The 22,826-nt window shown below is 37.4% G+C and carries 22 protein-coding genes and 1 other annotated feature; of the genes, 6 read left to right on the forward strand and 16 right to left on the reverse strand.

Annotated elements, in window-relative coordinates; translation table 11 throughout:
* Nucleotides 1-26 precede the first annotated feature (26 nt).
* Both FAR12_RS04500 and FAR12_RS04505 read right to left on the reverse strand, forming a co-directional pair.
* The gene (locus FAR12_RS04500; RefSeq protein ID WP_170972095.1) at nucleotides 27-815 is read right to left on the reverse strand and encodes an SDR family NAD(P)-dependent oxidoreductase; all 789 of its coding nucleotides are present in this window, start codon (nucleotides 813-815) and stop codon (nucleotides 27-29) included.
* 9 nt (nucleotides 816-824) lie between these two features.
* Nucleotides 825-1,790: an MBL fold metallo-hydrolase gene (locus FAR12_RS04505; RefSeq protein ID WP_126406805.1), complete on the reverse strand. Its 966-nt coding sequence runs from the start codon at nucleotides 1,788-1,790 to the stop codon at nucleotides 825-827.
* A 517-nt stretch (nucleotides 1,791-2,307) separates the two neighbouring features.
* Nucleotides 2,308-2,526 (forward strand) — a binding site (T-box leader).
* A 44-nt stretch (nucleotides 2,527-2,570) separates the two neighbouring features.
* On the opposite strand from FAR12_RS04505, the gene proC reads away from it, so the two are divergent.
* The 3 genes from proC (at nucleotide 2,571) to FAR12_RS23300 (ending at nucleotide 4,844) form a co-directional block, all read left to right on the forward strand.
* Nucleotides 2,571-3,419, forward strand: coding sequence for a pyrroline-5-carboxylate reductase (gene proC, locus FAR12_RS04510; RefSeq protein ID WP_126406806.1), 849 nt, complete (start codon nucleotides 2,571-2,573; stop codon nucleotides 3,417-3,419).
* 77 nt (nucleotides 3,420-3,496) lie between these two features.
* Nucleotides 3,497-4,513, forward strand: a complete 1,017-nt coding sequence (namA, locus tag FAR12_RS04515; RefSeq protein WP_126406808.1) for an NADPH dehydrogenase NamA — start codon at nucleotides 3,497-3,499, stop codon at nucleotides 4,511-4,513.
* Between the two features lie 58 nt (nucleotides 4,514-4,571).
* Nucleotides 4,572-4,844: a hypothetical protein gene (locus FAR12_RS23300; protein ID WP_170972096.1), complete on the forward strand. Its 273-nt coding sequence runs from the start codon at nucleotides 4,572-4,574 to the stop codon at nucleotides 4,842-4,844.
* Nucleotides 4,845-4,854: 10 nt separating this feature from the next.
* Here the strand turns inward: FAR12_RS23300 and rnz are convergent, their stop codons facing one another.
* On the reverse strand, nucleotides 4,855-5,787 hold the full coding sequence (gene rnz / locus FAR12_RS04520) for a ribonuclease Z (protein WP_126406810.1): 933 nt from the start codon (nucleotides 5,785-5,787) through the stop codon (nucleotides 4,855-4,857).
* Nucleotides 5,788-6,059: 272 nt separating this feature from the next.
* Here rnz and zwf point away from each other — a divergent pair, with 272 nt between their 5' ends.
* On the forward strand, nucleotides 6,060-7,529 hold the full coding sequence (gene zwf, locus FAR12_RS04525; RefSeq protein ID WP_221767345.1) for a glucose-6-phosphate dehydrogenase: 1,470 nt from the start codon (nucleotides 6,060-6,062) through the stop codon (nucleotides 7,527-7,529).
* A gap of 58 nt (nucleotides 7,530-7,587) precedes the next feature.
* Here the strand turns inward: zwf and FAR12_RS04530 are convergent, their stop codons facing one another.
* The 5 genes from FAR12_RS04530 to FAR12_RS04550 all read right to left on the reverse strand — a co-directional run bounded on the left by FAR12_RS04530 (nucleotide 7,588) and on the right by FAR12_RS04550 (nucleotide 12,467).
* Nucleotides 7,588-8,292 (reverse strand): DUF5694 domain-containing protein, encoded by a 705-nt coding sequence (locus tag FAR12_RS04530; RefSeq protein ID WP_126406814.1) that lies wholly within the window; start codon nucleotides 8,290-8,292, stop codon nucleotides 7,588-7,590.
* A gap of 86 nt (nucleotides 8,293-8,378) precedes the next feature.
* Nucleotides 8,379-9,707 carry an MFS transporter gene (locus FAR12_RS04535; RefSeq protein ID WP_126406816.1) on the reverse strand — a complete coding sequence of 443 codons (1,329 nt, stop codon included), beginning with the start codon at nucleotides 9,705-9,707 and terminating at the stop codon, nucleotides 8,379-8,381.
* Between the two features lie 170 nt (nucleotides 9,708-9,877).
* Complete coding sequence (locus FAR12_RS04540; RefSeq protein ID WP_126406818.1) at nucleotides 9,878-10,780, reverse strand: hypothetical protein; 903 nt, start codon at nucleotides 10,778-10,780, stop codon at nucleotides 9,878-9,880.
* Nucleotides 10,781-10,863: 83 nt separating this feature from the next.
* Nucleotides 10,864-11,769: a hypothetical protein gene (locus FAR12_RS04545; RefSeq protein WP_126406820.1), complete on the reverse strand. Its 906-nt coding sequence runs from the start codon at nucleotides 11,767-11,769 to the stop codon at nucleotides 10,864-10,866.
* A gap of 149 nt (nucleotides 11,770-11,918) precedes the next feature.
* The gene (locus FAR12_RS04550) at nucleotides 11,919-12,467 is read right to left on the reverse strand and encodes a signal peptidase I (protein ID WP_126406822.1); all 549 of its coding nucleotides are present in this window, start codon (nucleotides 12,465-12,467) and stop codon (nucleotides 11,919-11,921) included.
* Nucleotides 12,468-12,624: 157 nt separating this feature from the next.
* Here FAR12_RS04550 and FAR12_RS04555 point away from each other — a divergent pair, with 157 nt between their 5' ends.
* Entirely contained in the window at nucleotides 12,625-13,263 is a 639-nt protein-coding gene (locus tag FAR12_RS04555; protein WP_126406824.1) for an alpha/beta hydrolase, read from the forward strand.
* A 111-nt stretch (nucleotides 13,264-13,374) separates the two neighbouring features.
* Here FAR12_RS04555 and FAR12_RS04560 read toward each other — a convergent pair whose 3' ends face one another.
* The 4 genes from FAR12_RS04560 to FAR12_RS04575 all read right to left on the reverse strand — a co-directional run bounded on the left by FAR12_RS04560 (nucleotide 13,375) and on the right by FAR12_RS04575 (nucleotide 17,677).
* Complete coding sequence (locus tag FAR12_RS04560; protein WP_126406826.1) at nucleotides 13,375-13,764, reverse strand: DUF4440 domain-containing protein; 390 nt, start codon at nucleotides 13,762-13,764, stop codon at nucleotides 13,375-13,377.
* Nucleotides 13,765-13,935: 171 nt separating this feature from the next.
* Complete coding sequence (locus FAR12_RS04565) at nucleotides 13,936-14,439, reverse strand: GNAT family N-acetyltransferase (protein WP_126406828.1); 504 nt, start codon at nucleotides 14,437-14,439, stop codon at nucleotides 13,936-13,938.
* A 118-nt stretch (nucleotides 14,440-14,557) separates the two neighbouring features.
* Entirely contained in the window at nucleotides 14,558-15,970 is a 1,413-nt protein-coding gene (gndA, locus tag FAR12_RS04570) for an NADP-dependent phosphogluconate dehydrogenase (RefSeq protein WP_126406830.1), read from the reverse strand.
* 432 nt (nucleotides 15,971-16,402) lie between these two features.
* A complete protein-coding gene (locus tag FAR12_RS04575; RefSeq protein ID WP_126406832.1) occupies nucleotides 16,403-17,677 on the reverse strand; it encodes a DNA polymerase IV in 1,275 nt (424 codons plus the stop codon).
* A gap of 522 nt (nucleotides 17,678-18,199) precedes the next feature.
* Here FAR12_RS04575 and FAR12_RS04580 point away from each other — a divergent pair.
* Nucleotides 18,200-19,087, forward strand: a complete 888-nt coding sequence (locus tag FAR12_RS04580; protein ID WP_126406834.1) for a LysR family transcriptional regulator — start codon at nucleotides 18,200-18,202, stop codon at nucleotides 19,085-19,087.
* A gap of 86 nt (nucleotides 19,088-19,173) precedes the next feature.
* Here the strand turns inward: FAR12_RS04580 and FAR12_RS04585 are convergent, their stop codons facing one another.
* From FAR12_RS04585 to FAR12_RS04600, 4 genes are all read right to left on the reverse strand, one after another.
* The gene (locus FAR12_RS04585; RefSeq protein WP_126406836.1) at nucleotides 19,174-19,968 is read right to left on the reverse strand and encodes an HpcH/HpaI aldolase family protein; all 795 of its coding nucleotides are present in this window, start codon (nucleotides 19,966-19,968) and stop codon (nucleotides 19,174-19,176) included.
* Between the two features lie 15 nt (nucleotides 19,969-19,983).
* The gene (gene rraA / locus FAR12_RS04590) at nucleotides 19,984-20,490 is read right to left on the reverse strand and encodes a ribonuclease E activity regulator RraA (protein ID WP_126406838.1); all 507 of its coding nucleotides are present in this window, start codon (nucleotides 20,488-20,490) and stop codon (nucleotides 19,984-19,986) included.
* Between the two features lie 30 nt (nucleotides 20,491-20,520).
* Nucleotides 20,521-21,285 carry an oxygen-insensitive NADPH nitroreductase gene (nfsA, locus tag FAR12_RS04595; protein WP_126406840.1) on the reverse strand — a complete coding sequence of 255 codons (765 nt, stop codon included), beginning with the start codon at nucleotides 21,283-21,285 and terminating at the stop codon, nucleotides 20,521-20,523.
* A gap of 62 nt (nucleotides 21,286-21,347) precedes the next feature.
* Entirely contained in the window at nucleotides 21,348-22,820 is a 1,473-nt protein-coding gene (locus tag FAR12_RS04600) for an aldehyde dehydrogenase (RefSeq protein ID WP_126406842.1), read from the reverse strand.
* Nucleotides 22,821-22,826: the final 6 nt, after the last annotated feature.

Consider the following 22,826-nt stretch of genomic DNA (forward strand, 5'->3'; position numbering starts at 1 on the left):
ACTAGAAAGGTGATTTAAATAATTCCTCACTTTTTATTAAAAGCCCGCTTTCCGAGTCGCTCAAACAGGTTTGGAAAAAGTGCATAGAAGACACTACCAGCATTCATCCATCGTGGCAGATTAATTTCTCGCCTTTTCGTTAGCATCGCACCCACGATCTTTTCTGCCACATAATCAGGCTTGAGCATGATTCGCTGTACACTTTTTACATACGTGCCCTTTTCATCCGCAACGTCAAAAAAGTTAGTCGCAATCGGACCTGGATTCACAGCTGTTACAAAAATATTCGAGTCAGCTACCTCCATCCTCAAGCTATTTGTATAACCAAGAACCGCATGTTTTGTGGCCGAATATACACTCGATTTAGGAGTAGCAATTTTCCCTGCTTGAGAAGCCACATTGATGATATGTCCATTTTCCTGTGCTTTCATTTTAGGAAGCACGACAGAGGTACAAGTCATCAAACCGACCACATTCACATCAAACATTCCTTTAATCTCTTCAATTGTTGCCTCATGGGCTGCGCGAAAGACACCATAGCCAGCGTTATTAACGAGTACATCAATACGACCAGCTTCATCAAGTGCTTCCTTAAACACACGAAGAATTTCATCTGTATTCGAAACATCCAATCGATACACATGAACCTCTCCAGAAAATTTCTGTTCTAACTCTTCTTTTAACGCCTCAAGCTTATCTAGACTTCGGGCAAAAAGGTAAAGATTCGCCCCTCTTTTCGCACAAAGTCGTGCTACTTCCGCTCCAATTCCCCCTGAAGCCCCCGTAATAAAAATATTCTTTCCTTGCAAATTCATGTTCACACCTCAGCTTGCAGTATAACGAAATACGCCATTCTCATCGTACTTCTTAATTTCCCCTAAATCGATTAAATAGTCAAATTGTCCAACTGTCTCTGACATTGTAAGAGACAACTGACGCTCGTATACCTTTGGAAAAAGCTTCTGACATGTTTCAAAAATCGTCAATGCATCCTCTTCTAAGAAATGCTTGACCTTTTGTGCTCTTTCATACTGACTAGCTAATCTTTTATGAATCAATTCATTTTTATTATATATTTCTTCTCCATGCCCTGAAAAGACCAGTTGCATCGGAATGTCTAGTAGTTTTTTCAAAGATGCATTGTATTGAAGCAACGATTTTGGTCGATCTCGTTCACCTGGGAGCGGAGGCTCCATAATGGGATTCGGCGAAACATGGGCGATTAAATGATCTCCTGCAATATAGTAGCCATCCTTTTCCCGATATAAACCGATATGGCTTTGGGCATGACCTGGCGTCTCAATCACTTTCCAGTCTGATAATCCTAGTGGAGAATCACCTTCCACTAATTGGCCAGTCAAAGTTCGACTACAAGAATACTTCAAATCCTTCTTGAGAGCTCCCGCTGCAGGTGACAGGTAGAACTCTGGAATACCAAATTCACGAAAAGCCTTTATAAAATACTGCATATTCTCTGTTAAAAAAGATTCTGTCGGGTTAAGCCATCGATTATTTAAAGGATGCCCATATACCGGTAAGGAAGCCGGAAAATAATCTAGTAAACCTGCATGGTCCGGATGATGATGAGTTAAAATCACTTGTTCAATATCTGAAGGCTTCAAGCCAAGTTCATTTAATTGAGTGGATAAAGACTCCCACGCCTCATCTGTTTTCGGTCCCACATCAACTAAGGTTAGGCACTCCCCTTTAACAACGTATACATTCACATCTCCAACTGCAAAAGGAGTTGGAAGGATGATTTTTGCAATTCCGTTCTTCCATTCGGTCATTTTAAATCTCCTTCAACATTATTTTTCTATAAATATTTATATACGTTCACGTGTCAATCATTCTTATATATGGATTAGTTTACTCTTATTCCATTCAATTGTCATTATTTTCACATAACTTAATGTTTGAAAATTTAAATAAATAATCTTGTTGTACTTGACAGACAAGCTGTTCCTCTTGCATAATCACTATTAATATTTCATAAAGGTTCTTTTCTCGAACTTTGTTGCTTTTGGAGCAAAAATATAAGTAATCAAGTAATGTTTTTTTACTAAATTGCTTAATATTAGTGAGAAAAGAGCTACAAACAGCGTAATAAGTACAAAATACGTATTACTACGTTAAAATCAGCTGATAGCCAGCGGCTGATAGCCAGCGGCTGATAGCCAGCGGCTGATAGCCAGCGGCTGATAGCCAGCGGCTGATAGCCAGTGGCCGCTGGCCTTTAGGCTTCAGGATTTTAACAACAGGTTTTTTTCGATAGAAAATAAACAATGATTACGAAAACAACCTTCATAAAAAGCGATGACTAGGACTAGTAAATGGGAAATGATGAAAGAGAGTGAGGCTCAACGGCTGAAAGGCTTCACCATCCACTTGACCATTGAACCTACCTTACGAGCTGTTAGCGAAATCTAACCGCAGGCCTGCGTTAACGGATATTGAGATCACCTATTTCTGTTTTAATAGGTGAAAAAAGGTGGTACCACGGAAGCAAGACCTTTCGTCCTTTACAGGATGAAGGGTCTTTTTATTTTAAAAGGGAGGGTGACGTGACGATGAATAAGATAGCGGTTATCGGAGCAGGTTCAATGGCAGAAGCGTTGATTTCTGGCATAATTGAAAAGCAATTAATAAAAGGTGAGCAAATTTGGGTTACCAATCGGAGCAATCAAGAAAAACTGAATAGCTTACAGAATCAATACAGAGTCCAAACTAGCTATGATTTGGAACAAATCCTTACAGGTGCTACGATCGTTATTTTAGCAATGAAGCCAAAGGACGTCGCCTCAGCTGTGGAACAAATTAGACCATATTTATCAGCTGATATTTTGGTTGTTTCATTGTTAGCCGGTGTATCGATGAATAGCATTGAAATGCTAGCAGGTATGTCTATTCCGATTATTAGGGCGATGCCAAATACTTCTGCCGCCATTGGCCAATCAGCTACTGCCCTCGCAGCGAACTCCATCGTATCGGATGAACAATTAGCATTAATCAAGACGATGTTTGATACAGTCGGTTTAACCGTAAATGTGAAAGAAGAACAGTTAGATGCCGTTACTGGGTTATCTGGAAGCGGACCAGCCTATATTTATTACCTAATCGAAGCAATGGAAAAAAGTGCTACTGAAATTGGCCTCGAAGGTGAGTTGGCACAAAAGCTTATTGTTCAAACGCTCATTGGTGCAGCTGGAATGGTTGCGAAATCAACCAAGCCACCAAAGCAACTAAGAAAAGAAGTAACGAGTCCAGGAGGAACAACTGAAGCTGGTTTAAAGGTGTTAAAAGAGAAGCAAGTGCAAGAAGCATTTATTCAATGTATCAAAGAAGCCACAGCCCAATCTGAACGAATGGGTGGCGCATTAGCGAAAGAACTAGAAGAAGGAAATCCGGAATTGGAGTAAGCAGATATTTTTAGAATTCTTCCTTTGACTGATATAATTTTAGAGGAATTAGATTCAGTCAGAAGGAGGATTCACAAATGGAGACAAAGCTTTTTTCTAGCTATACCATTAAAGATTTGACCTTGAAAAATCGGATTGTTATGGCACCTATGTGTATGTATTCAAGCGAAAATGAGGATGGGAAGGTAGAGGATTTCCACATTACTCATTATGTTAGTCGAGCAATTGGCCAGGTTGGTTTGATCATACAAGAAGCAACCGCTGTGACACCCCAAGGAAGGATCTCTTCAAAGGATCTCGGAATTTGGAGTGATGACCATATTGAGGGGCTGTCGCGATTAACGAGCCTCATTAAGAGCTATGGAACAAAAACAGGAATTCAGCTAGCACACGCTGGTCGAAAAGCAGTGTTAGATGGTGAAATCATCGCACCTTCGGCGATTCCATTTAACGAAGAAATGAAAACACCAAAGGAAATGACAATTGCGGACATTCGTGAAACGATAGAAGCTTTTAAGGAAGCAGCTGTAAGAGTTAAGAAGTCTGGTTATGATGTCATTGAAATTCATGCAGCACATGGATACTTAATTAATGAATTTTTATCTCCACTTTCTAATAAACGAGATGATGAGTATGGTGGGACTCCAGAAAACCGCTATCGTTTTTTACGAGAAGTCATAGATGCAGTGAAAGAAGTTTGGGACGGACCTTTATTTGTCAGAGTATCTGCTTCTGATTATCAGGCAGAAGGATTGCAACCTGAAGACTATGTAGTATTCTCTCGTTGGATGAAGGAGCAGGGCGTTGACCTAATCGATGTAAGTTCAGGTGCAGTCGTTCCTGCCCGAATTCATGCATATCCTGGCTACCAGGTTCCTTTTGCAGAGGCAATCAAGCATGGTGCAGATATTGCAACAGGAGCAGTCGGCCTTATCACAACAGGAAAACAAGCTGAAGAAATCTTGCAAAATGATCGTTCTGATCTGATTTTTATTGCTCGTGAGTTATTGCGTGATCCTTATTTCCCGAAAACCGCGGCTAAAGACTTGGGAATTTCGATTGAACCTCCAAAGCAATATGATCGTGGATGGTAATTAGTTTAGCGAAAGTTGAAAGGATTTGTACGTCAAGATTACTTAAATTAAGCTAGAGTTGGCGGGCAAATTCGATTTGCCGGTCACGTTCTGCGAAATCCTGCTTGAGCTGGCGTACAATCTCGATTTGTCGGTCACGTTTTCCGAAATTCGGCTTGAGCTGGCGCGTAAATTCGATTTGTCGGTCACGTTCTGCGAAATCCTGCTAGAGGTGGCGTACAATCTTGATTTGTCGGTCAGGATCTCCGAAATTCAGCTCGTGCTGGCGTACAAATATGAACAATATCAAAAAAGCTACCCTCCAAAGGTCCATCGACCATCACTAGGGTAGCTTTTTTCCATTACTCCTCTTTATCCAACGGAATAACGATTTCTTTAAAATCCTCTGCAATATCAGTCATTGGAAAAATTTCTTTTGCTTCCCCTACTAGCGTTCTCCAAGCATCTCGGTCATACCTTGAGCTAATATGGGTTAAACAAAGCATCTTTGCTTTAGCATCCTTCGCAACCGTGGCAGCTTGAGTCGTCGTCGAATGATAATACTCACGGGCTAGGCCTTCTTCTCCTGCCGCAAACGTCGCCTCATGAATCAGTAAATCAGCGTCCAAAGCTAATTCCTTTGAAGCCTCACAAAAACGTGTATCACCTAAGATAGTCACAACTCTGCCTTTGATATCTGGACCTGTAAACTGACTTCCCGTAATGACCGAACCATCCTCTAAGGTAACATCCTCACCATTTTTGATTTTCTTATAAAGAGGTCCAGGAGGAATTCCCGCTTCCTTCAATTTATCTACTAATAAAACACCAGGACGATCCTTTTCAACAATTCGATAGCCATAAGAAGCAATACCGTGCTCTAGCAGGCGGGCCTCTACCCTAAATTGTTCATCCTCAAAGACGATTCCCTCACTCACTTCAACAAAATGAATACGATATTTCAAGTAAGTTTGACTAACAGATAGATTCGTCTCTACAAAGGTTTGAATTCCTTTTGGGCCATAAATTGTTACGTCCGACTCTCCACCTTGAAAGGAACGGCTTGATAAAAAGCCTGGTAGTCCGTAAATATGGTCGCCATGTAAATGAGTAATAAAAATCTTTTCTACTCTTCTAGGTTTTAAAGATGTATGTAAAATTTGATGTTGGGTCGCTTCACCACAGTCAAATAGCCAAACAGAACCTCGTTCTTCCAGCAATTTTAAGGCAATGGACGTGACATTCCGAAGTTTCGCTGGAATCCCTGCTCCCGTCCCAAGAAAAAAAACTTCCACTTCAAATCCCCTTTCCTTTTAAACATATTACCAATACTATACCATAAAGAGATTTGCAAATATGGACATAAATGGATAGAACATACTTGATAGACAAAAAATAATTGCGTGCTCGCAACAAATTATTTGCGCATTAGTAGTAAAACCGATAAAATTCATATCTGGGTAACTTTTTTTCAGCGTCAATATTCATTTATACGAACTCTGAGAATACATAATGCGAAAAGAGGTCTAGAATCGTGAATCAAAACGATAATCAAACTGCACTGATTATGATATTTGGAGCTACTGGAGATCTTGCAAAACGCAAGCTATTTCCTTCTCTATATAGATTATTTGAGAAAAATAAGCTCTCAGATAAATTTGCCGTTATTGGGGTTGCAAGAAGACCTCTTACGAACGAAGAATTTCAACAGTCGATCAAGGATTCTGTGGAATCAGCGATTGAAAAAGAGGATCGAATCGAAGAATTCGCTTCTCACTTCTACTATCATTCACATGATGTCACTGATTCAGATTCTTATGCGGCTTTAAAAAATATGGCCAACGAATTGGACAATCGTTACGAATTAAACGGAAATCGCATCTTCTATTTAGCGATGGCTCCTGAATTTTTCGGACCAATTGCCCTTCATTTAAAATCTGATGGACTTACTGATGTGACCGGCTTCAAGCGTCTTGTGATCGAAAAACCATTTGGTCATGATCTTGAATCTGCAAAAGAACTAAATAATCAAATAAGAACAGCTTTTTCTGAGGATGAAGTCTACCGTATTGACCATTATCTTGGAAAAGAAATGGTTCAAAATATTGAAGTGATTCGATTTGCCAATGCGATTTTTGAACCGCTATGGAATAACCGTTTTATCTCCAACATCCAAGTAACTTCAAGTGAAACGCTTGGGGTTGAAGAAAGAGGAAGATACTACGAGAAAAGTGGCGCCTTACGAGATATGGTTCAAAACCATATGATTCAGATGGTAGCCTTACTTGCGATGGAACCACCTATTCGATTAAATACAGAAGAAATTCGCTCTGAAAAGGTCAAAGTGCTTAGAGCATTAAGACCTATTGAAGGAGAAGAAATTCATAAGTATTTTGCACGCGGTCAGTATGGTGAAGGAACTCTTAACAATCAATCCTTACCAGCTTACCGCCAAGAGACGATGGTCGACCCTAGCTCAAATACAGAAACCTTTGTTGCTGGAAAGCTTATGATTGATAATTTCCGCTGGGCAGGTGTTCCATTCTATATTCGCACAGGAAAAAGAATGGAGACGAAGTCCACTAAGATTGTCATCCAGTTTAAAGATATTCCGATGAATCTTTATTACCAAACAGAACAGCAATTAAAGCCGAATTTACTTGTTATTCATATTCAACCTGAAGAAGGAATTACCCTCCATCTGAACGCTAAAAGAGCTGGAACAGGAATGGAAGCAACTCCTATCAAATTGAATTATGCGAACAAAGGAATTGACGGTTTAAATACACCGGAAGCATACGAAAAACTGTTGTATGATTGCATGCGTGGAGATGCAACAAACTTCACTCACTGGGATGAGGTTGCCCTTTCATGGAGCTTTACTGATAAGATCTCAGCTGTTTGGGAGAATACGAAGGATGAAAGCTTCCCGAACTACGCTTCAGGAACAATGGGACCAAAAGCTGCTGATGAATTATTAGAACAAGACGGCTTTTTCTGGTGGCCAGTGACGAATTTAGATGTAGATAACTGTTAAAAAATAATGTAATCAACAAAAAAAGCTTGGGACTTCCAAGCTTTTTTTACTTTATAAGTCAATACAGATAGCTTAGTGGGTAGACAACCTCACACATTTCACTTTCTTCAAGAAATTTGTTAACTATAGTTGAATGTGAGCTACCTACGATGAATAAAATACGTTCTTCCTCCATTTGAAAAAGGCGTGTTAAATTTGAGAACATGATTAAATTTCTTTTGTACCACCAACTTAACCAGTTCATTCCAATATAATTGTTAAAATCACCTATACGTGAAATATTTACATACAATTTATGCAATCTATTAAGCAAAACTGGTTCATTGATCTCTTTATAATAATCTAATATACTCTTATTTTCCGTTAATTCAGGGTAAAAAAGCCCCTCATATATGTTACTTAAAAGTTCCGGCTGATTTACTTTTGCCCAAGTTTCAACTTCTCCATAATCCATATCAGCCTTACCCATCCAGTCAATTGGATAGATTTGTTCATGCCCCAGCAGTAATCCCAAACGAAATCCTATTTGATATATTTCGTTCATTTCTAAGTTGTATGTATTCAATTTGTATTGCCTATATTTTTCATTTAGGGCCTCATTCTCTTCTACTACCATTTCAACAGCAATTTTTGTTGGCTCAAAGTTTGCTAATTTAGATACTAATTCTGTAATCTCAGTTTGCCTTTTTTCAGAACATAAATCTTCATGTTCAACCATGTGAAAAGTTCCAAGTACAAGAACCTTCGCTTTTTGCCAGTTCAAAAAAAATCCCCCTGTTTAGTTCACCGTTTAGGAAAAATTAAATTATGTGTTGATCCAAAAACAACAAACTTCAAGAACAGCTTTACTTAATTGTTAGCTTGAGCCACAACACTAACCTCATTTGCATCATGGTCAGGAAGTTCTGTTTCTAAATTCCGAACCCTTGGATTCATATAGATGATAATAGCCATTAGAGCCCAACCTATTCCAACAATAGAGTTTAATAACCCCATCCCTCTTCCTTCTCCTACGCCAAAAAAAATTCCAAATGTGCTCGCAAGAATCCCATTTTCCTGCATCGCTGGTTCAAAAACATAGTCGATAAGTGGACCTGCCAAGACATAAGCAATAGGGCTCAAAGACATGGCAACCATCCTTCTTAAGGCAAATACTCGACCTTGCACCTCAAGAGCAACCTTGCTTTGCCAAATGGCCTGACTGCATCCATTGGTGATTGGGATAAAAAGACCAATCAGTGCGATCGAGATTGCGACTAAAACAGGGTCTGATCTAAATCCACCAAAAGTAAGAGCGATCCCTGATAATAAACCAAAGACCAAAAGTCCTTTGATTTTCTTCTTCGGTCCTCCCCAAATCCCCATTAAAATACCACCAACTAACAAACCTATTCCAAAACAAGAAAGAACCATTCCTAATACTGTTTCATTTGAGAAAGACAATATATACGGCTGCAGAAGGATATTAAAAAACCCAAGTAGAAAGTTTGAGACAGCAAAGAAAACAAGTAACCATTTTAATCCCGGACGCTCAACAATATATCTCCATCCGAATGCCGCTTCCTTCCAAATTGATTTCTTTATCTTGACTTCAATCTCCTCTCGAACATTTGGAAACCTAACAAATAACAATGTCAGCATAGCTATTATGAAAGTAGCGAAATCCAATAGGATAATACCCTGTAGATCAATAACATTTAAGAGAAATCCTGCTAGTACAGGAGCTACAATTATTGAAATGGATTCTGCCACTTGAACCAATCCACTCGCTCTACCTAGATGTTCTTTTTTCACGAGTGTAGATATCGCTGCTTGATAGGCCGGAAATTGCATTGAGCTAGCTACTGAGGAAATGGATAAAATAATATATAAATGCCAGATTTCCATCATTCCAGTTAAGTATAGAAAGAACATCGTCAGGGTTCCTAGACCAGCAATCGAGTCACTTACCATCATAACTGTTCGTCTGTTATACCGATCAACGATTACCCCAGCAAAGGGAGAAAAAAGAATCGCTGGTAGCGAAGAAAATAACAGAATAAGAGAAAACAAAGTAACCGAACCAGTATCCCTTAATACCCACACACCCAATGCAAATGAAGTTAATCCCGAACCAACCACCGAGAATAATTGACCCACCCAAACAATTAAAAATATCTTAAATCCGCCATTTCCCATAAGTATCCCCTTCACCCTTACTGACCTCAATTTATTTATCTTAATTACGCGATTTCTTAACTATATCTAATTTAGCGAAAATTCACAATTAAATAAACCATCATTTGACTGTTTTCACTTCAGTCTAAAGGCGGATACAATATTCAAAAAAAAAGACGCTCATGCGCCTTTTACTGTTCAACTTCAGTTTGACTTAGCTCTTCCTCGTTTGTCTTTTGAGACGTTGTATTAGCTTCAGTTTGTTCAAGCTCTTCTAGTTTTTTTCTGAGTTTCTGATTTTCTTCTTCTAGTTGAGCCATTTCGTCTTGTATAGAAGCATTCTTACTTTTTAAATTCTCCAATTCATTATTTTCCTCTATCAGCTTCTTCAAATGACCCATTAAATTAGGAGCAATGGCGCGAATCATGCTATCCTGATAAGATGACAGCGAATAATTCGATGTAAGTGAATTCATTCCCTTTGTTTCTTCCCAATTCATAGTTGAAGCCATTGTACTGATGAGTGTAGCCACTTCCATTTTTGCTACATCCTCATGCATCATTTTCTTTATCTCAGCTTCACTATTTATGATGTCTGCATCTATTCTGTTAAGTAAGTAATCAATATCAATCTCAATCACCTTTTGGTCAATCACTTTTCCGTCAAAATTTTTCACCTCTACAGAACCAGATACAGTATTCTTCTCCTGTGAAATCTTCATCAACAATAACTTCCAATACTGATGAAAATTAATATTTGGTACGATCGGAACATGATAAATGCCATTTTTATCAACTTTTACAGGATTGATATGCAAAATATATTCACTAATGTCCCCTTCAATCGCGAACCCTACGTCTGGCCTATATCCATACTCACTATCTCTCATGATCTCAATGACTAAGCTTTTATCTTCTTGTTCAATAATTTGAACATATTTAATTAAGTTCTCTGCGGAGGCTGAAGATGCTCCTAGCTGTTCCTGATACTTTGTAAAAAACAATGCATAAGAATCTTGGTTCGCCGTCATCAACAGTAACAACACGATCACTAAAAAGACAATACTCTTAAAACTTGTTTTTACAAATTTCATCTAGCTACCTCCTCCTAAAAAATCAGAATATGTATGTTTAACGGCATAGGCACTGCATTCTACCTATGCCATTAAACGATAAATTACTTGCCTGTAAACCAGTTATAAAGCTCTTGAGATTCAATAGAAAGATATGGTCCATTAATTTTGTTTAATCGAAGAACTCCCTTAACAGAGGTATCAACCTCACTAACTCTCCAAATCTGAGTTTCACTAGCGTAATATTCTTTGTCGGTATATACTCGGTACCATGTTGTTTTGCCTTCAACGGATTCAATGATTTTAAAGTTTCCTACTTTTTGTTCAAAAGTCCCTGAACCTTCTCCCATTGTTACTTCAATGACTTTTTTTCCTTGCTCGTTTTTATAAACATTTACTGTCTTATTAGAGGTTGTAAATGTTGAACCATTTGGTGTTGCCTTAAATGAAATGTCCCCTGAAGTGTACGGTGGTGTAGCAACTTCATCTTCATCTACCTGTGTAGCTAAAACCTCTAGCTTAATGTTTCCATTTTTTCCTTGGAAATCAATATCATTGTCACTATGTGGCCAATCAACTAAAACTCGATAGCTTTCCGTCTTACTTTCAGGTCGGATAGTTGTAGAATAATCCACATCTACCCACTCATTATTAATCGATCTTTGTAAGCTCAGCTTAATTGGCGTATTTTTCGAAAATAATTTTCCGCTTGGAGTTAACTGAACGGTATACTCTACCGGCACCTCAGTTTTGTTTTTGTTAATTTCAAAACTATAAGCCTCTAGCGTTTTCATACCAGGGTAAAAATCTTCCCCTAGGTCGAATTGTCCATCCCCAATAAGTTCACCCTGAGCATTCACTGCTTCTACATTAAACTTGGCTGCGGCTGCGGCGTTTCCGTCACTTGTAAAACTCTTGCTAAAATACGCAAGCGTACCAATACTTGCTATCGCTAGTAAAATGACTCCTATTAAACTAATGAACAGCTTATGTTTCATAAGAAATTTCATATTCATTTCTCCCATCTCTAGTATTTTCTCAAAATCAACTTAATAGAATTTAAAAACAGTCCTCAATAACGAACGTCTTGAGCGAAAAAATCCGTTCATTTTCCTGCGCACCATTCCTTCAAGTCATTTGAACCATCTTTCCTATAAAATCACCCCCTAAAGTTTTGAGTGGTTTCTTGGACTTGCTCTTTAGCGATCATTTTTTGGACGATACTAATGCTTATGAGAAGAAATGGAATCAAGATTAAAATTGTCATACCCCAAAAAGTTCTAAAAAAACCTAGTAATGTTCCGAGTTTCGGAATCTTTAAAATTACTGTTCCTATTAATTGATTCATAGATACCAAATCATTATCCACGACATTATTGGCATCCCCTTTTGTCTGGTAGAATATTGTTTCTTCCTCACTCACGATGTTCACAATCCTGTGGGTTACTAATGTACCAGCTTTATTCCGATACGTTACTACATCATTTATCTTTCTATTTTCCGAAGGACGAACGATGATTAAATCTCCACGCTTTATCGACGGCTCCATGCTACCAGATTGTACGGTCAATACATTAAATCCTAATATTGATGGTAGGTCGTCAGGGTTTCTTTTCGACTGAATTAAGGAATAGAGCGATGCTAGTAAAACCACGATAACGAGAAGCAATAATAGATTTCCTGAGAGAGTTAAAAATTTCTTAATCATATATTCACTCCTCTGTCAGTTTCGTTCTTTAAAAAGAACACTTTTGTTTAGTATAATACAATTTTACTAGTCAAACAAGACTAAATGTTCTTAATAATGTAATATCTGATAGGGTATGTTAGAATATTACAAATAGTTTCCTGGAGGGGTGAAGAGGATGAAGGTTAATAAAAAAGAAATACAGGCTAATAACGGAGTTATCAGTTATACCCATTATGAAAAAGGCGGCAATTCGATTTGCTTTATGTTTCGAGGAGGAGGCTATGGTTACGATAGACCTCTGTTTTATTATTCTACACGGATAATGCTTCGAAACAACATTGATGTCGTCCACATCCATTACTCCTACGATCAACAAACCATGAGGAAATCGGAAATAACGAAAATAATGATGGATGATATTAATCCAGTAATAGACGATGTTTTGAAAAATGGCCAATATAACGAAACGATGTTTTTAGGGAAATCGAACGGAACCATTCCTATTGCGAATGACCTAATGAAGAGAGAGGAATTTTTGGCATCAAAGATGATTTTACTGACGCCTCTAATTAAGTTTGATTCTGTATTTAACTCCATCTTGAACAGTGTACATCAGGGACTTTTAGTAATTGGTGACAATGACCTGCATTACAATCCAAGCCGAATTGAACAGTTAAGCGAGACAAATTTTATAATTGATGTTGTCCAAAATGCAGACCACTCCTTAGATATTGGAGAATTTGAAGCAACTGAATCAATACTAGCTTTACATAGAATGATGGAAAAACTTCAAGAAGCCATCAGTTCAAATTAGCGATAGCTTTAAATACTTAGCTAAAAACAAAAGCAAAGGAGGCGCTAAATTGTTTTGCACCTCCTTTGCACTCTTATATTTTTTATAGCCATGAACCACCCTAGACTTATTCTATACCTCAGCATATCGTTCCATATGCTGACGGAACAATTTCCAGGAGCCCTCCTCACACTTAAAAACTTCCATAGCCAAGGCTGAAGCCACCTTTTGGTCTGAAAAATAGAAATCAACGATGGCAGATAAGATAAGTTCATTTTCCGTTCTCATATTTCTAGTTAGATCTTGATAGACCCATTTAGCATTTTTATCTTTATATGCCCCAATGGTTTCAACATTCCCAAATTTATAGGCTTCTCCTCGATAAATCTCATAGTCTCTATCCGCATAATAGCCAAAGTATCCAATAAAATCATCAGAGATCCACTTATTTACTTCGTGTGCATTTCCACTATTTAATACATCCCTATATTTTTCGACAGCTAGTAAAGCTTCTTCTAGCACACACTTCCCTCCAATCATGCATCACTTTTTTGAATATTACTTTTCTCTAGTAATTCTATGATTCTCTTATTTTGATCAATTAGAGTTTGGTTCTGCCCAATCATTTTTGCAAAATCTAAAAACATAGCAAATAATAGTAGAATTATTATAATTAAACCTATGAGCACTTCCTCACCCCTTTAATTGTAAAACCATTAGTTCTTCATCAAAGTAGGTATCCCTGACTCTTAATGCACGTTTATCGAGTCCGAAAACTGCAAAACCTAAAGACTGATAAAGCTTTTTTGCAGGGACATTTGTGGCAACTACCGTTAAATAGATTTGTTCGATATAAACAGTTTCCTTCACTTTTTCAATCGCTTGCTCCATTAGGCTTTTGCCAATTCCGTTCGAGCGATAGTCTGGAAGAACATACATCCCGTAAATATTGGCACGATGTTTCATTTTTTCAGACTGCTCTAATACTAATCTAACTACGCCAACTAATTTGTCTTCTATCAATGCTCCAAATGTGAAAGCATGAGGATTTTCCAGCCTAGCGATAAATCTTTCTATTGGATAAAGTCTCTCTTCTTCATAACTTGCACTGAAGCTTTCCGGATTCGTTTGCAATGCTGTTAAACGAATCTCTCGATACTGCTCAGCAAACTCTGATTCTAGTGTTTTTATTTCCATATTTTCACAACCTAGTTTTTTTGATGATTATATCCCAATTTTTAAAAAGTTACAATTTTAAAAATGAACGCAAAAAAGCAGCTCGAAAATAATTTCGAACTGCTTTTTTAGCATTAAATTAATCTTCTAACCATTCTGTATGGAATGTGCCTTCTTTGTCCACACGTTGATACGTATGTGCTCCAAAGTAATCACGTTGAGCTTGTAAAAGATTTGCTGGTAATGTTTCTGTTCTGTAGCTATCATAGTAAGCTAATGCAGAAGCAAAACATGGTACTGGAATACCATTTTGAACAGCAGTTCCAATAATCTCACGCAATGCAGTTTGATAATTTTCCACGATATCCTTGAAGTAAGGGTCAAGTAGAAGGTTCTTCAGACCTGCATCTCGATCGTAAGCATCTTTAATCTTTTGTAAGAATTGTGCTCGGATAATACAGCCACCACGGAAAATCATCGCGATATCGCCATATTGTAAATCCCAACCGTATTCATCAGAAGCTGCACGCATTTGTGCGAAGCCTTGAGCATAAGAAACGATTTTGCTCATATATAGAGCTTTACGAACTGACTCAATGAACGCTTTGCGATCGCCAGAGAAAGGCTGAATAGCAGGACCATTTAATACCTTGCTTGCTGCCACACGCTCTTCCTTCATTGCTGAGATAAAGCGAGCGAATACCGATTCCGTAATAATCGGAAGTGGAACACCTAAGTCAAGAGCACTTTGGCTAGTCCATTTACCAGTTCCCTTTTGACCAGCTGTATCTAGGATAACATCGACCATTGGCTTGCCAGTGTCAGCATCCTTTTTCTTGAAAATATCAGCTGTAATTTCAATTAGATAGCTATCTAGCTCACCCTTGTTCCAGTCTGCAAATACTTCATGAAGCTCATCTGCAGATAAACCTAATACATTTTTCAGTAAAAAGTAGGATTCAGAGATAAGCTGCATATCACCATATTCAATCCCGTTATGAACCATTTTCACATAATGACCAGCCCCATCAGGACCGATGTAAGTTGTACAAGGCTCACCATTCACTTTTGCAGAAATATCTTGGAAAATAGGAGCAACTAATTCATAAGCTTCCTTTTGACCCCCAGGCATAATAGAAGGACCTTTTAATGCTCCCTCTTCACCACCAGAAACTCCAGTTCCGATAAAGTGAATACCTAGTTCACTTAGTTCTTTATTACGTCTTTGCGTATCAACAAAGAATGTATTTCCGCCATCAATAACGATGTCACCTTTATCTAAAAGAGGCTTTAACTGTTCAATTGTTGCATCAGTTGGTCCGCCTGCTTTTACCATAAGCATGATTTTGCGAGGCTTTTCTAAAGACTCGACAAACTCTTCCATTGTATATGTACCGACAAAATTTCTGCCTTCAACTTCCTTAAGCATTTCGTCTGTTTTTTCTCGAGAGCGATTGTATACAGAAACAGAATAGCCTCTGCTTTCAATGTTCATGGCAAGGTTTTTACCCATTACCGCAAGTCCAATCACACCAAATTGTTGTTTTGTCATTTTGCTACTTCCCTTCTTACCTTGATTACGATTGAAACATGAATCCACTTTACTTTAGCAAGAAATGAACAAAGATGCAAAAAATTGTACACATAAAGTAAAAAAATCCTTGCTCGTATATCAAAAAAATAAGCGCCCAGTGGGAGCTTTATTTTACATGATAAAATTTATCCCCTAATTTCATTTTTGCGTAATTGAATAGCAGACCTTTTTTCCGTTTTCGGATTCCCTCTATATTCCTTATTAAAAGTAAATAGGTGATGAATTCCAGAATCCCATAAAAAGCAAGTGTAGTTAATGAAATGGTTAAAATGCTGACAAAGCTCACTCCTTTTTCAAAGAAAAATGAAAGCTCTAAAGTAGATTATGTTATCAACATTCAACCTATTACATTTCACAGTTTGTGATAATACAGCAAGCACCCAAAAATAGCTAATCATCCTGTTTTTTCATTTTGTCTACTTGCAAAAAATCCTTATTAAAGCTTGTCTCAGTTCCAATCTGTTGCTTTTTGTCATTCGAAAGATTGCTTGCCTGTTCAATAATATGGGCACCGAATTTTTCTTTTAGCTTTGACACTGTATTGATAAGAGGCTCTTTCTTCGCATCCTTTTCATACGAGAAAAGGTCAAGTTGTTTCACTGCTTGATCGTTTTCAACTAAATCTGTTCCGGTAATCCCCAGGAGTCGAACCGCGTGCCCCGTCCAATGACTGACAAAAATTTGCTTCGCCATTTTCAAAATTTCCTCTTGTGTAGATACAGGATTCATCAGTTTTTTACTTCTCGTAATCGTATGCCGGTCCTTATATCGAATCGTAATACTTAATGTCGTAGCCATCACTTTTTTTCGCTTTAATCGAACCGAAACCTTCTCTGCTAATCGGTCAAGCACCTTAAATAATTCCTGCTGATTAGCTATATCTTTTGGAAGGGTCGTTGAGTTGCCAATACTTTTGAATTCAGAAATTGCATCAGGGTCGACTGGTCGATTATCAATACCATTCGCTCTTTCCCTAAGCCTGATTCCATTGATCCCAAGCAATGATTTCAATTGAATTTCATTCGCCTTCGCTAAATCTTCAATCGTATGGACACCTATATTTTTTAGCTTTTCAGCTGTTTTCTTTCCAACCCCATGCATTTCTCCCGCTTCCATCGGCCAGAGTACAGTCGGAATATCTCTTTTTCTTAAAACGGTAATCCCAAGAGGTTTTTTCATATCGGAGGCCATTTTCGCAAGAAATTTATTCGGAGCAATACCAATGCTGCAAGGTAAATCAAGCTGACGGATCAACTGCTTTTGTATTTGCTCAGCAATTTCAAGTGGAGAACCCAATTCAAAGCTATCGGTAATATCCATATATCCTTCATCAATCGATACTGGCTCAACAAGCTTGGAATATTGATTTAATAACTCGAACATCCCCATAGATGCCGCTCTATAGCGTTCAAAATCCGGCTTTTTCACAATCAGATTTGGGCAAAGCTTTTTTGCTTCCCATAGAGGCATTGTTGTTTTCACGCCAAATTTTCTGGCCTCATAGCTGCACGTCACAATAATGCCCCTTCTTTCCTCAGGATTGCCAGCAATCGCAAGCGGCTTTCCTTTTAAGGAAGGGTCATAAGCCATCTCTACAGAAGCATAGAAGCTATTCATATCCACATGTAAAATTACTCGACCGTTTTTCGGGTACATGTCTTTCATACTGGTAACACTTCCATAAGTAGAAATAAATACAACTTTAATTTTATCACAATAAATGCAAAAGAACCTTGCTCTGATTTACAGAATGGAGAACTAGATATAGATAAAAGAAATGACCGATACTGAAAATTTTATTTAATAATAATCTTTTTTTAGAGTCACTTTGGATTTATACCCCATATTTAAAAGGTTACAATCACAAACACAGCTCTTGTAGATTTGCTTATTCCACTTTTCCTTTTTACTTAGTTCTTCCTCACCTATTTACACGAACATATAAAATCAGTGAATTCTTTAGTCAGTATGATATATAACGGTAGATATTTAGGTGCTTATTTTTATAACAATTAATAAATACACAAATTAATTCTGTTTTCGAAAGACTAGATATTTCAACCAACTAGTTGTAATATTAAATAGATGATTCTGAATATTTTTAACAAATATATTACATTTATTTTTCCATATAGTGTTTGAGTTCCTAACATACGACTAAAATATTGTGGAAACAGAGGTGTTTCTATGGATGAAAAAGATTGGTTAATTTTAAGAACCATTCATGAAGAAGGTAGCATCACGAAAGCATCTGAAGCTTTATTCATGTCGCAACCCGCTTTGACTAAGCGAATCCAACTACTTGAACATGATTTCAAAGTGAAGATACTTTCTCGAAGTAGAAAAGGAATCACCTTCACCTCTGAAGGTGAATATTTGGTTAAATATTCAAGCCAAATGCTTTCACGTTTAAACGAAACTAAAGATCACCTAGTAAATATGAAAAGTAATTCCTTACAGGGTACACTTAAAATTGGGGTGTCTATAAACTATGCCTATAATATACTCCCAGGAGTATTAAAACAGTTTTCTAAACACTTTCCAAAAATAAAAACTAAAATTACGAGCGGTTATAGTAATGAGATGATTGATTTATTCAAACAAAAGAAGTTTCATATCGCTATCGCCCGAGGTGATTTCATTTGGGAGGGACCACGGCATCATATTGATTCCGACTATATTTGCATTGTGTCCAAAGAAAAGATTAAATTCGAATTACTGCCAGAGCTTCCACGACTTATTTACAAAACAGACACCTCTTTGACACGAATCTTAGATGACTGGTGGAAAGATCACTTTGACCACCCTCCATTTATTGCCTCAGAGGTGGATAATAGTCAAACATGTTTCGAGATGGTTACTCAAGGTTTAGGTTTTGCGATTATGCCTAGATTTTGTATAAAAACATTCAAAGACCTTTATGTAGAAAATATTTATTGGAAAAACGGTGACTTATTAATGAGAGATACATGGATGATTTATAGAGAAGAAGACTTAGATTTATCTGCAGTTAGAGAATTCATTTCTTTTATGGACGATAATAATCAATCTTTTATTTCAAAGAAAATTTATTAAACTATAATCGCTCTAAAATGAAACCGTTTTCCTTTTTACCCATAAATAAAAAACCGATTGAATAATCGGTTTTTTCATGAACCTTTCTAATCCCTGCCTTGTGCATTTTTTACTGCATTTTCAAAAGCCTTTCGTATGAGAAGAAGATCATGTCCAAAGGATAGAATATTAGCACCCTTTTCTAACCATTCTTCTACCAATGAAGAAAAATTTGGGACTGTCGGATCAAGTTGGGGAGAGATGGCAATGCCTCTTGATTTTGCTAATTGGAAGATTTTCTCTTCCGCCTCAAGAACGAGTGGATGGTTTTTTTGTCCAGGGACCCCTAAAGAATTCGATAAATCACCTCGTCCGCTCAATACCATATCAATACCCGGAACATTCAAAATTTCTTCAATATTCTCAATCGCTTCGATACTTTCAATTTGAATGGCTACAATGATTTCTTCATTTGTCCATTTTTTAAAAGAAGCACCATCGATAACTCCATAGCCAGATTTTCTTGGACAAGAAAACATCCCTCGATTTCCTATTGGAGAAAATTTTGCAGCATTTACAACTGCTTTTGCATCTTCTGCTGTTGAAATATCGGGAATGATTATTCCCATTATCCCCATTTCTAATACACTTGAAATCTTTTGTTCATTATTTTCTATTCGAATGAATGGAACAATATTATGACATTCTGCTGCCCTTACCATATTCTCGATTGTGGATAGATCTAATGGAGAGTGGCACCAGTCAATACGTACCCAGTCCAAACCAGCTAAACCAGCTAGCTCCACAATAATTGGTGAAGGAGTAGCCAAATACATTCCAAAAGAAGTTTTTCCTTCCCTTATCGATTTTTTCACAGGATTTTGTTTCAGCAAAAATGTCATTAAACATTCTCCTCTCTATCCCTGTTCAGAAAAATTAATAGCCGAAACAACTATTCCATCTGAATCAACGTATACATAATGTCCAGGAGTCCAATCAATTCCGCCAAAATCTAGTGTTGTATCACGTATTCCATCTTTCTCTTTTTTTGTAGCGAATCTACTAGATAACGGATGACTTCCCAAGGCCAAAACTCCAATATCCAAATTGGCTAATCCCTCGATATCACGGACATAGCCATTAATGATAATACCAGCGATCCCTCGATTTGCTGCAATGCCTGCCTTCCTATCTCCCATCCAAGCACATGGTTTAGATTGAATTCCATCTAAGATGATAACGGAACCTGGTTCCGCTATTTCTATTGCTTTCATAAAGACCTCATTGTGATTGTCATAAATTTTGACAGTTGTAATTGGTCCAGAAAAAGTTTTTATTTTCCCATAAGATTTAAAAACTTTTTCACAAATATAAAGTTCCCGATGAAATTGGTCACATAAATCAGAAGTTTTGATTTGTTTCATTTCGATCCCTACTCTCCTTTTTTACTTTTTCTATTTAAGGGGATATCCTTGTTCTTCTAAAAATGATTTCATATTCATCCTTCTGGGTATTTTACGTTTATCTGTAATCGTTTTGGACCATGTATCCTCTCTTTTGCTTTCTGACCTATTTCGATAATATTCCTTCATGGTTTCATCATATTTATTTATATATGGGTATACCTCATCAAAGTTTGGATATTCATTTTGATAAAAAACAGCTCCTAACGGGAGACGAGGTTTTTTCTCTGGAATTCTATTAGGATCGGGGTAACCAATACAAATTCCAAAGACAGGAAATGTTCTATACGGTAAGTTCAATAATTCGCTGACTTTTTCAGGATTATTTCGTATTCCACCTGTATAGACAATCCCATATCCTAGACTCTCAGCAGCCACAACTGTATTTTGTGCGACTAACGTAGCATCAATCGTAGCGATTAAAAACATTTCGGTACTATCTAATACTTTTTTCATTTCCACATTTAATCTTTGAGAAATTTGCTCCAATCTAAACAAGTCCGCGCAAAAAACTAAAAAGTTTGAACAGTCTTCTACTTGTTTCTGGGAACCGGCATAGTTTGCCAATTTTTTTTTCATTTCTTGATCTGTCACATTAATAATCGAAAACGCCTGACCATTACTCGATGTTGAGACGGATTGAGCAGCTGTTATTATTCTTCTAATATCGAAATCTGGTATCTTTTTATCAAGGAAATGGCGAATCGAACGATGATTTTCTAATAGTGATAGAAAATCGGATTGAACCTTATTCATATGAACCCTCCTCGTTACTTTTGAAATTCTATGATTAATCTACATTTAAGAACCTTATAATTTCATTTAGTTTGCATTGAGAAAGGGTCTCGTTTATTATCCGATAGATTTACCATGATATTTTTCATATGGGTATATTCATATAAAGTGTGCCAGCTACGTTCTCTTCCAAATCCGCTTTGCTTAATCCCCCCAAACGGAGTTCCCACCTGTGAAGTTCGATAAGTGTTAATCCAAACTGTTCCAGCTTCAATTTGTTGAGCCAATCGATGCGCTTTTTTAATATCTCTTGTCCAGATACCTGCTGCCAAACCATATACTGAATCATTCGCTAAGTGTATGGCTTCTTCCACTGAGTCAAACGGAAGGATGGTTAGGACTGGACCAAACACCTCTTCACAGGCGATATTTACTTTAGGATTTTCTGTATAAAAAATGGTCGGTTCTATATAGAATCCCTTCAAGTTAGAATTTTCAGATGATTTACCTCCGCACAGCAGTATAGCCCCTTGATTTTTTGCTTCCTCAATCATTCCAATTATTTTATTGAACTGATTAATATTTGCAACAGGGCCCATTTCAGTTTCAGAGTCTAGCGGATTTCCAAGCTTTATCTTATTTGTTTTTTCGACCAATGCCTGTTTAACGATTTCTAATATCGAACGCTGAACTAACAATCGTGAACCTGCGATGCAAGTCTGACCTGATGCACCAAAAATCCCAGCAACTGCCCCAATCACCGCTTCATCAATATCTGCATCTTCAAAAATAATGTTAGGAGATTTCCCACCTAATTCTAGGGTAATTGGAATTAACTTTTCACTTACCGCCCTTGAAATAACTTGAGCAGTTTGTGTTCCACCTGTAAAACTTACTTTCCCGACTAATGGATGACGAATCAGAGCATCACCAGCTTTACCATCTCCTGTCACAACATTGACAACTCCTGCTGGAAAACCTGCTTTTTCTATTAATCTTGCAAATTCTAAAGTGGATATACTTGCATGCTCGGACGGTTTAATCACTACGGTATTACCAGTGGCTAGAGCTGGAGCAAGCTTATTTGCCAACAGTGGTAAAGGTGAATTCCAGGCAGTGATTAAGGCTACAACTCCAATAGGCTCCATAATGGTATAATCAAGCAATTCTCTATTATCCAGAGGGATTGCTTCTCCCAATAATTTATCAGCATAACCTGCAAAATAACGATAATTTCTAGCAGTGAATAAAATTTGGTTTTTCGTTTCCCTTATGACTTTACCATTGTCAGTAGATTCAATTTCAGCTAGGTAGTCAGCATGCTCTTCAATTAAGTCGGATAATCGATGTAAAAGGGTAGCGCGATCGAGTCCACTCATATTCTTCCACTCTTTGAAGGATCGATGTGCACATTCTACCGCTTCAGAAATTTCCTCATTTGTTAACAAAGGGATTTGAGCCCATTCTTCTTGGTTATACGGATTGTAAGAAGGTAAGAACCGTTCACTTGAGCTTACTTTCCATTGTCCTCCAACTAGAGCCTGATAAATCTTCATTTTCTC

This window comes from Bacillus yapensis (assembly GCF_005280205.1).
Taxonomy (GTDB): Bacteria; Bacillota; Bacilli; order Bacillales; family Cytobacillaceae; genus Robertmurraya; species Robertmurraya yapensis.

Excerpts from the sequence above, each read along its gene's own strand:
- FAR12_RS04500 (WP_170972095.1), bottom strand. The coding sequence starts at position 815 with ATGAATTTGCAAGGAAAGAATATTTTTATTACGGGGGCTTCAGGGGGA.
- FAR12_RS04505 (WP_126406805.1), bottom strand. The coding sequence starts at position 1,790 with ATGACCGAATGGAAGAACGGAATTGCAAAAATCATCCTTCCAACTCCT.
- proC (WP_126406806.1), top strand. The coding sequence starts at position 2,571 with ATGAATAAGATAGCGGTTATCGGAGCAGGTTCAATGGCAGAAGCGTTG.
- namA (WP_126406808.1), top strand. The coding sequence starts at position 3,497 with ATGGAGACAAAGCTTTTTTCTAGCTATACCATTAAAGATTTGACCTTG.
- zwf (WP_221767345.1), top strand. The coding sequence starts at position 6,060 with ATGATATTTGGAGCTACTGGAGATCTTGCAAAACGCAAGCTATTTCCT.
- FAR12_RS04535 (WP_126406816.1), bottom strand. The coding sequence starts at position 9,707 with ATGGGAAATGGCGGATTTAAGATATTTTTAATTGTTTGGGTGGGTCAA.
- FAR12_RS04540 (WP_126406818.1), bottom strand. The coding sequence starts at position 10,780 with ATGAAATTTGTAAAAACAAGTTTTAAGAGTATTGTCTTTTTAGTGATC.
- FAR12_RS04545 (WP_126406820.1), bottom strand. The coding sequence starts at position 11,769 with ATGAAATTTCTTATGAAACATAAGCTGTTCATTAGTTTAATAGGAGTC.
- FAR12_RS04550 (WP_126406822.1), bottom strand. The coding sequence starts at position 12,467 with ATGATTAAGAAATTTTTAACTCTCTCAGGAAATCTATTATTGCTTCTC.
- FAR12_RS04555 (WP_126406824.1), top strand. The coding sequence starts at position 12,625 with ATGAAGGTTAATAAAAAAGAAATACAGGCTAATAACGGAGTTATCAGT.
- FAR12_RS04565 (WP_126406828.1), bottom strand. The coding sequence starts at position 14,439 with ATGGAAATAAAAACACTAGAATCAGAGTTTGCTGAGCAGTATCGAGAG.
- gndA (WP_126406830.1), bottom strand. The coding sequence starts at position 15,970 with ATGACAAAACAACAATTTGGTGTGATTGGACTTGCGGTAATGGGTAAA.
- FAR12_RS04575 (WP_126406832.1), bottom strand. The coding sequence starts at position 17,677 with ATGAAAGACATGTACCCGAAAAACGGTCGAGTAATTTTACATGTGGAT.
- FAR12_RS04580 (WP_126406834.1), top strand. The coding sequence starts at position 18,200 with ATGGATGAAAAAGATTGGTTAATTTTAAGAACCATTCATGAAGAAGGT.
- FAR12_RS04585 (WP_126406836.1), bottom strand. The coding sequence starts at position 19,968 with ATGACATTTTTGCTGAAACAAAATCCTGTGAAAAAATCGATAAGGGAA.
- rraA (WP_126406838.1), bottom strand. The coding sequence starts at position 20,490 with ATGAAACAAATCAAAACTTCTGATTTATGTGACCAATTTCATCGGGAA.
- nfsA (WP_126406840.1), bottom strand. The coding sequence starts at position 21,285 with ATGAATAAGGTTCAATCCGATTTTCTATCACTATTAGAAAATCATCGT.
- FAR12_RS04600 (WP_126406842.1), bottom strand. The coding sequence starts at position 22,820 with ATGAAGATTTATCAGGCTCTAGTTGGAGGACAATGGAAAGTAAGCTCA.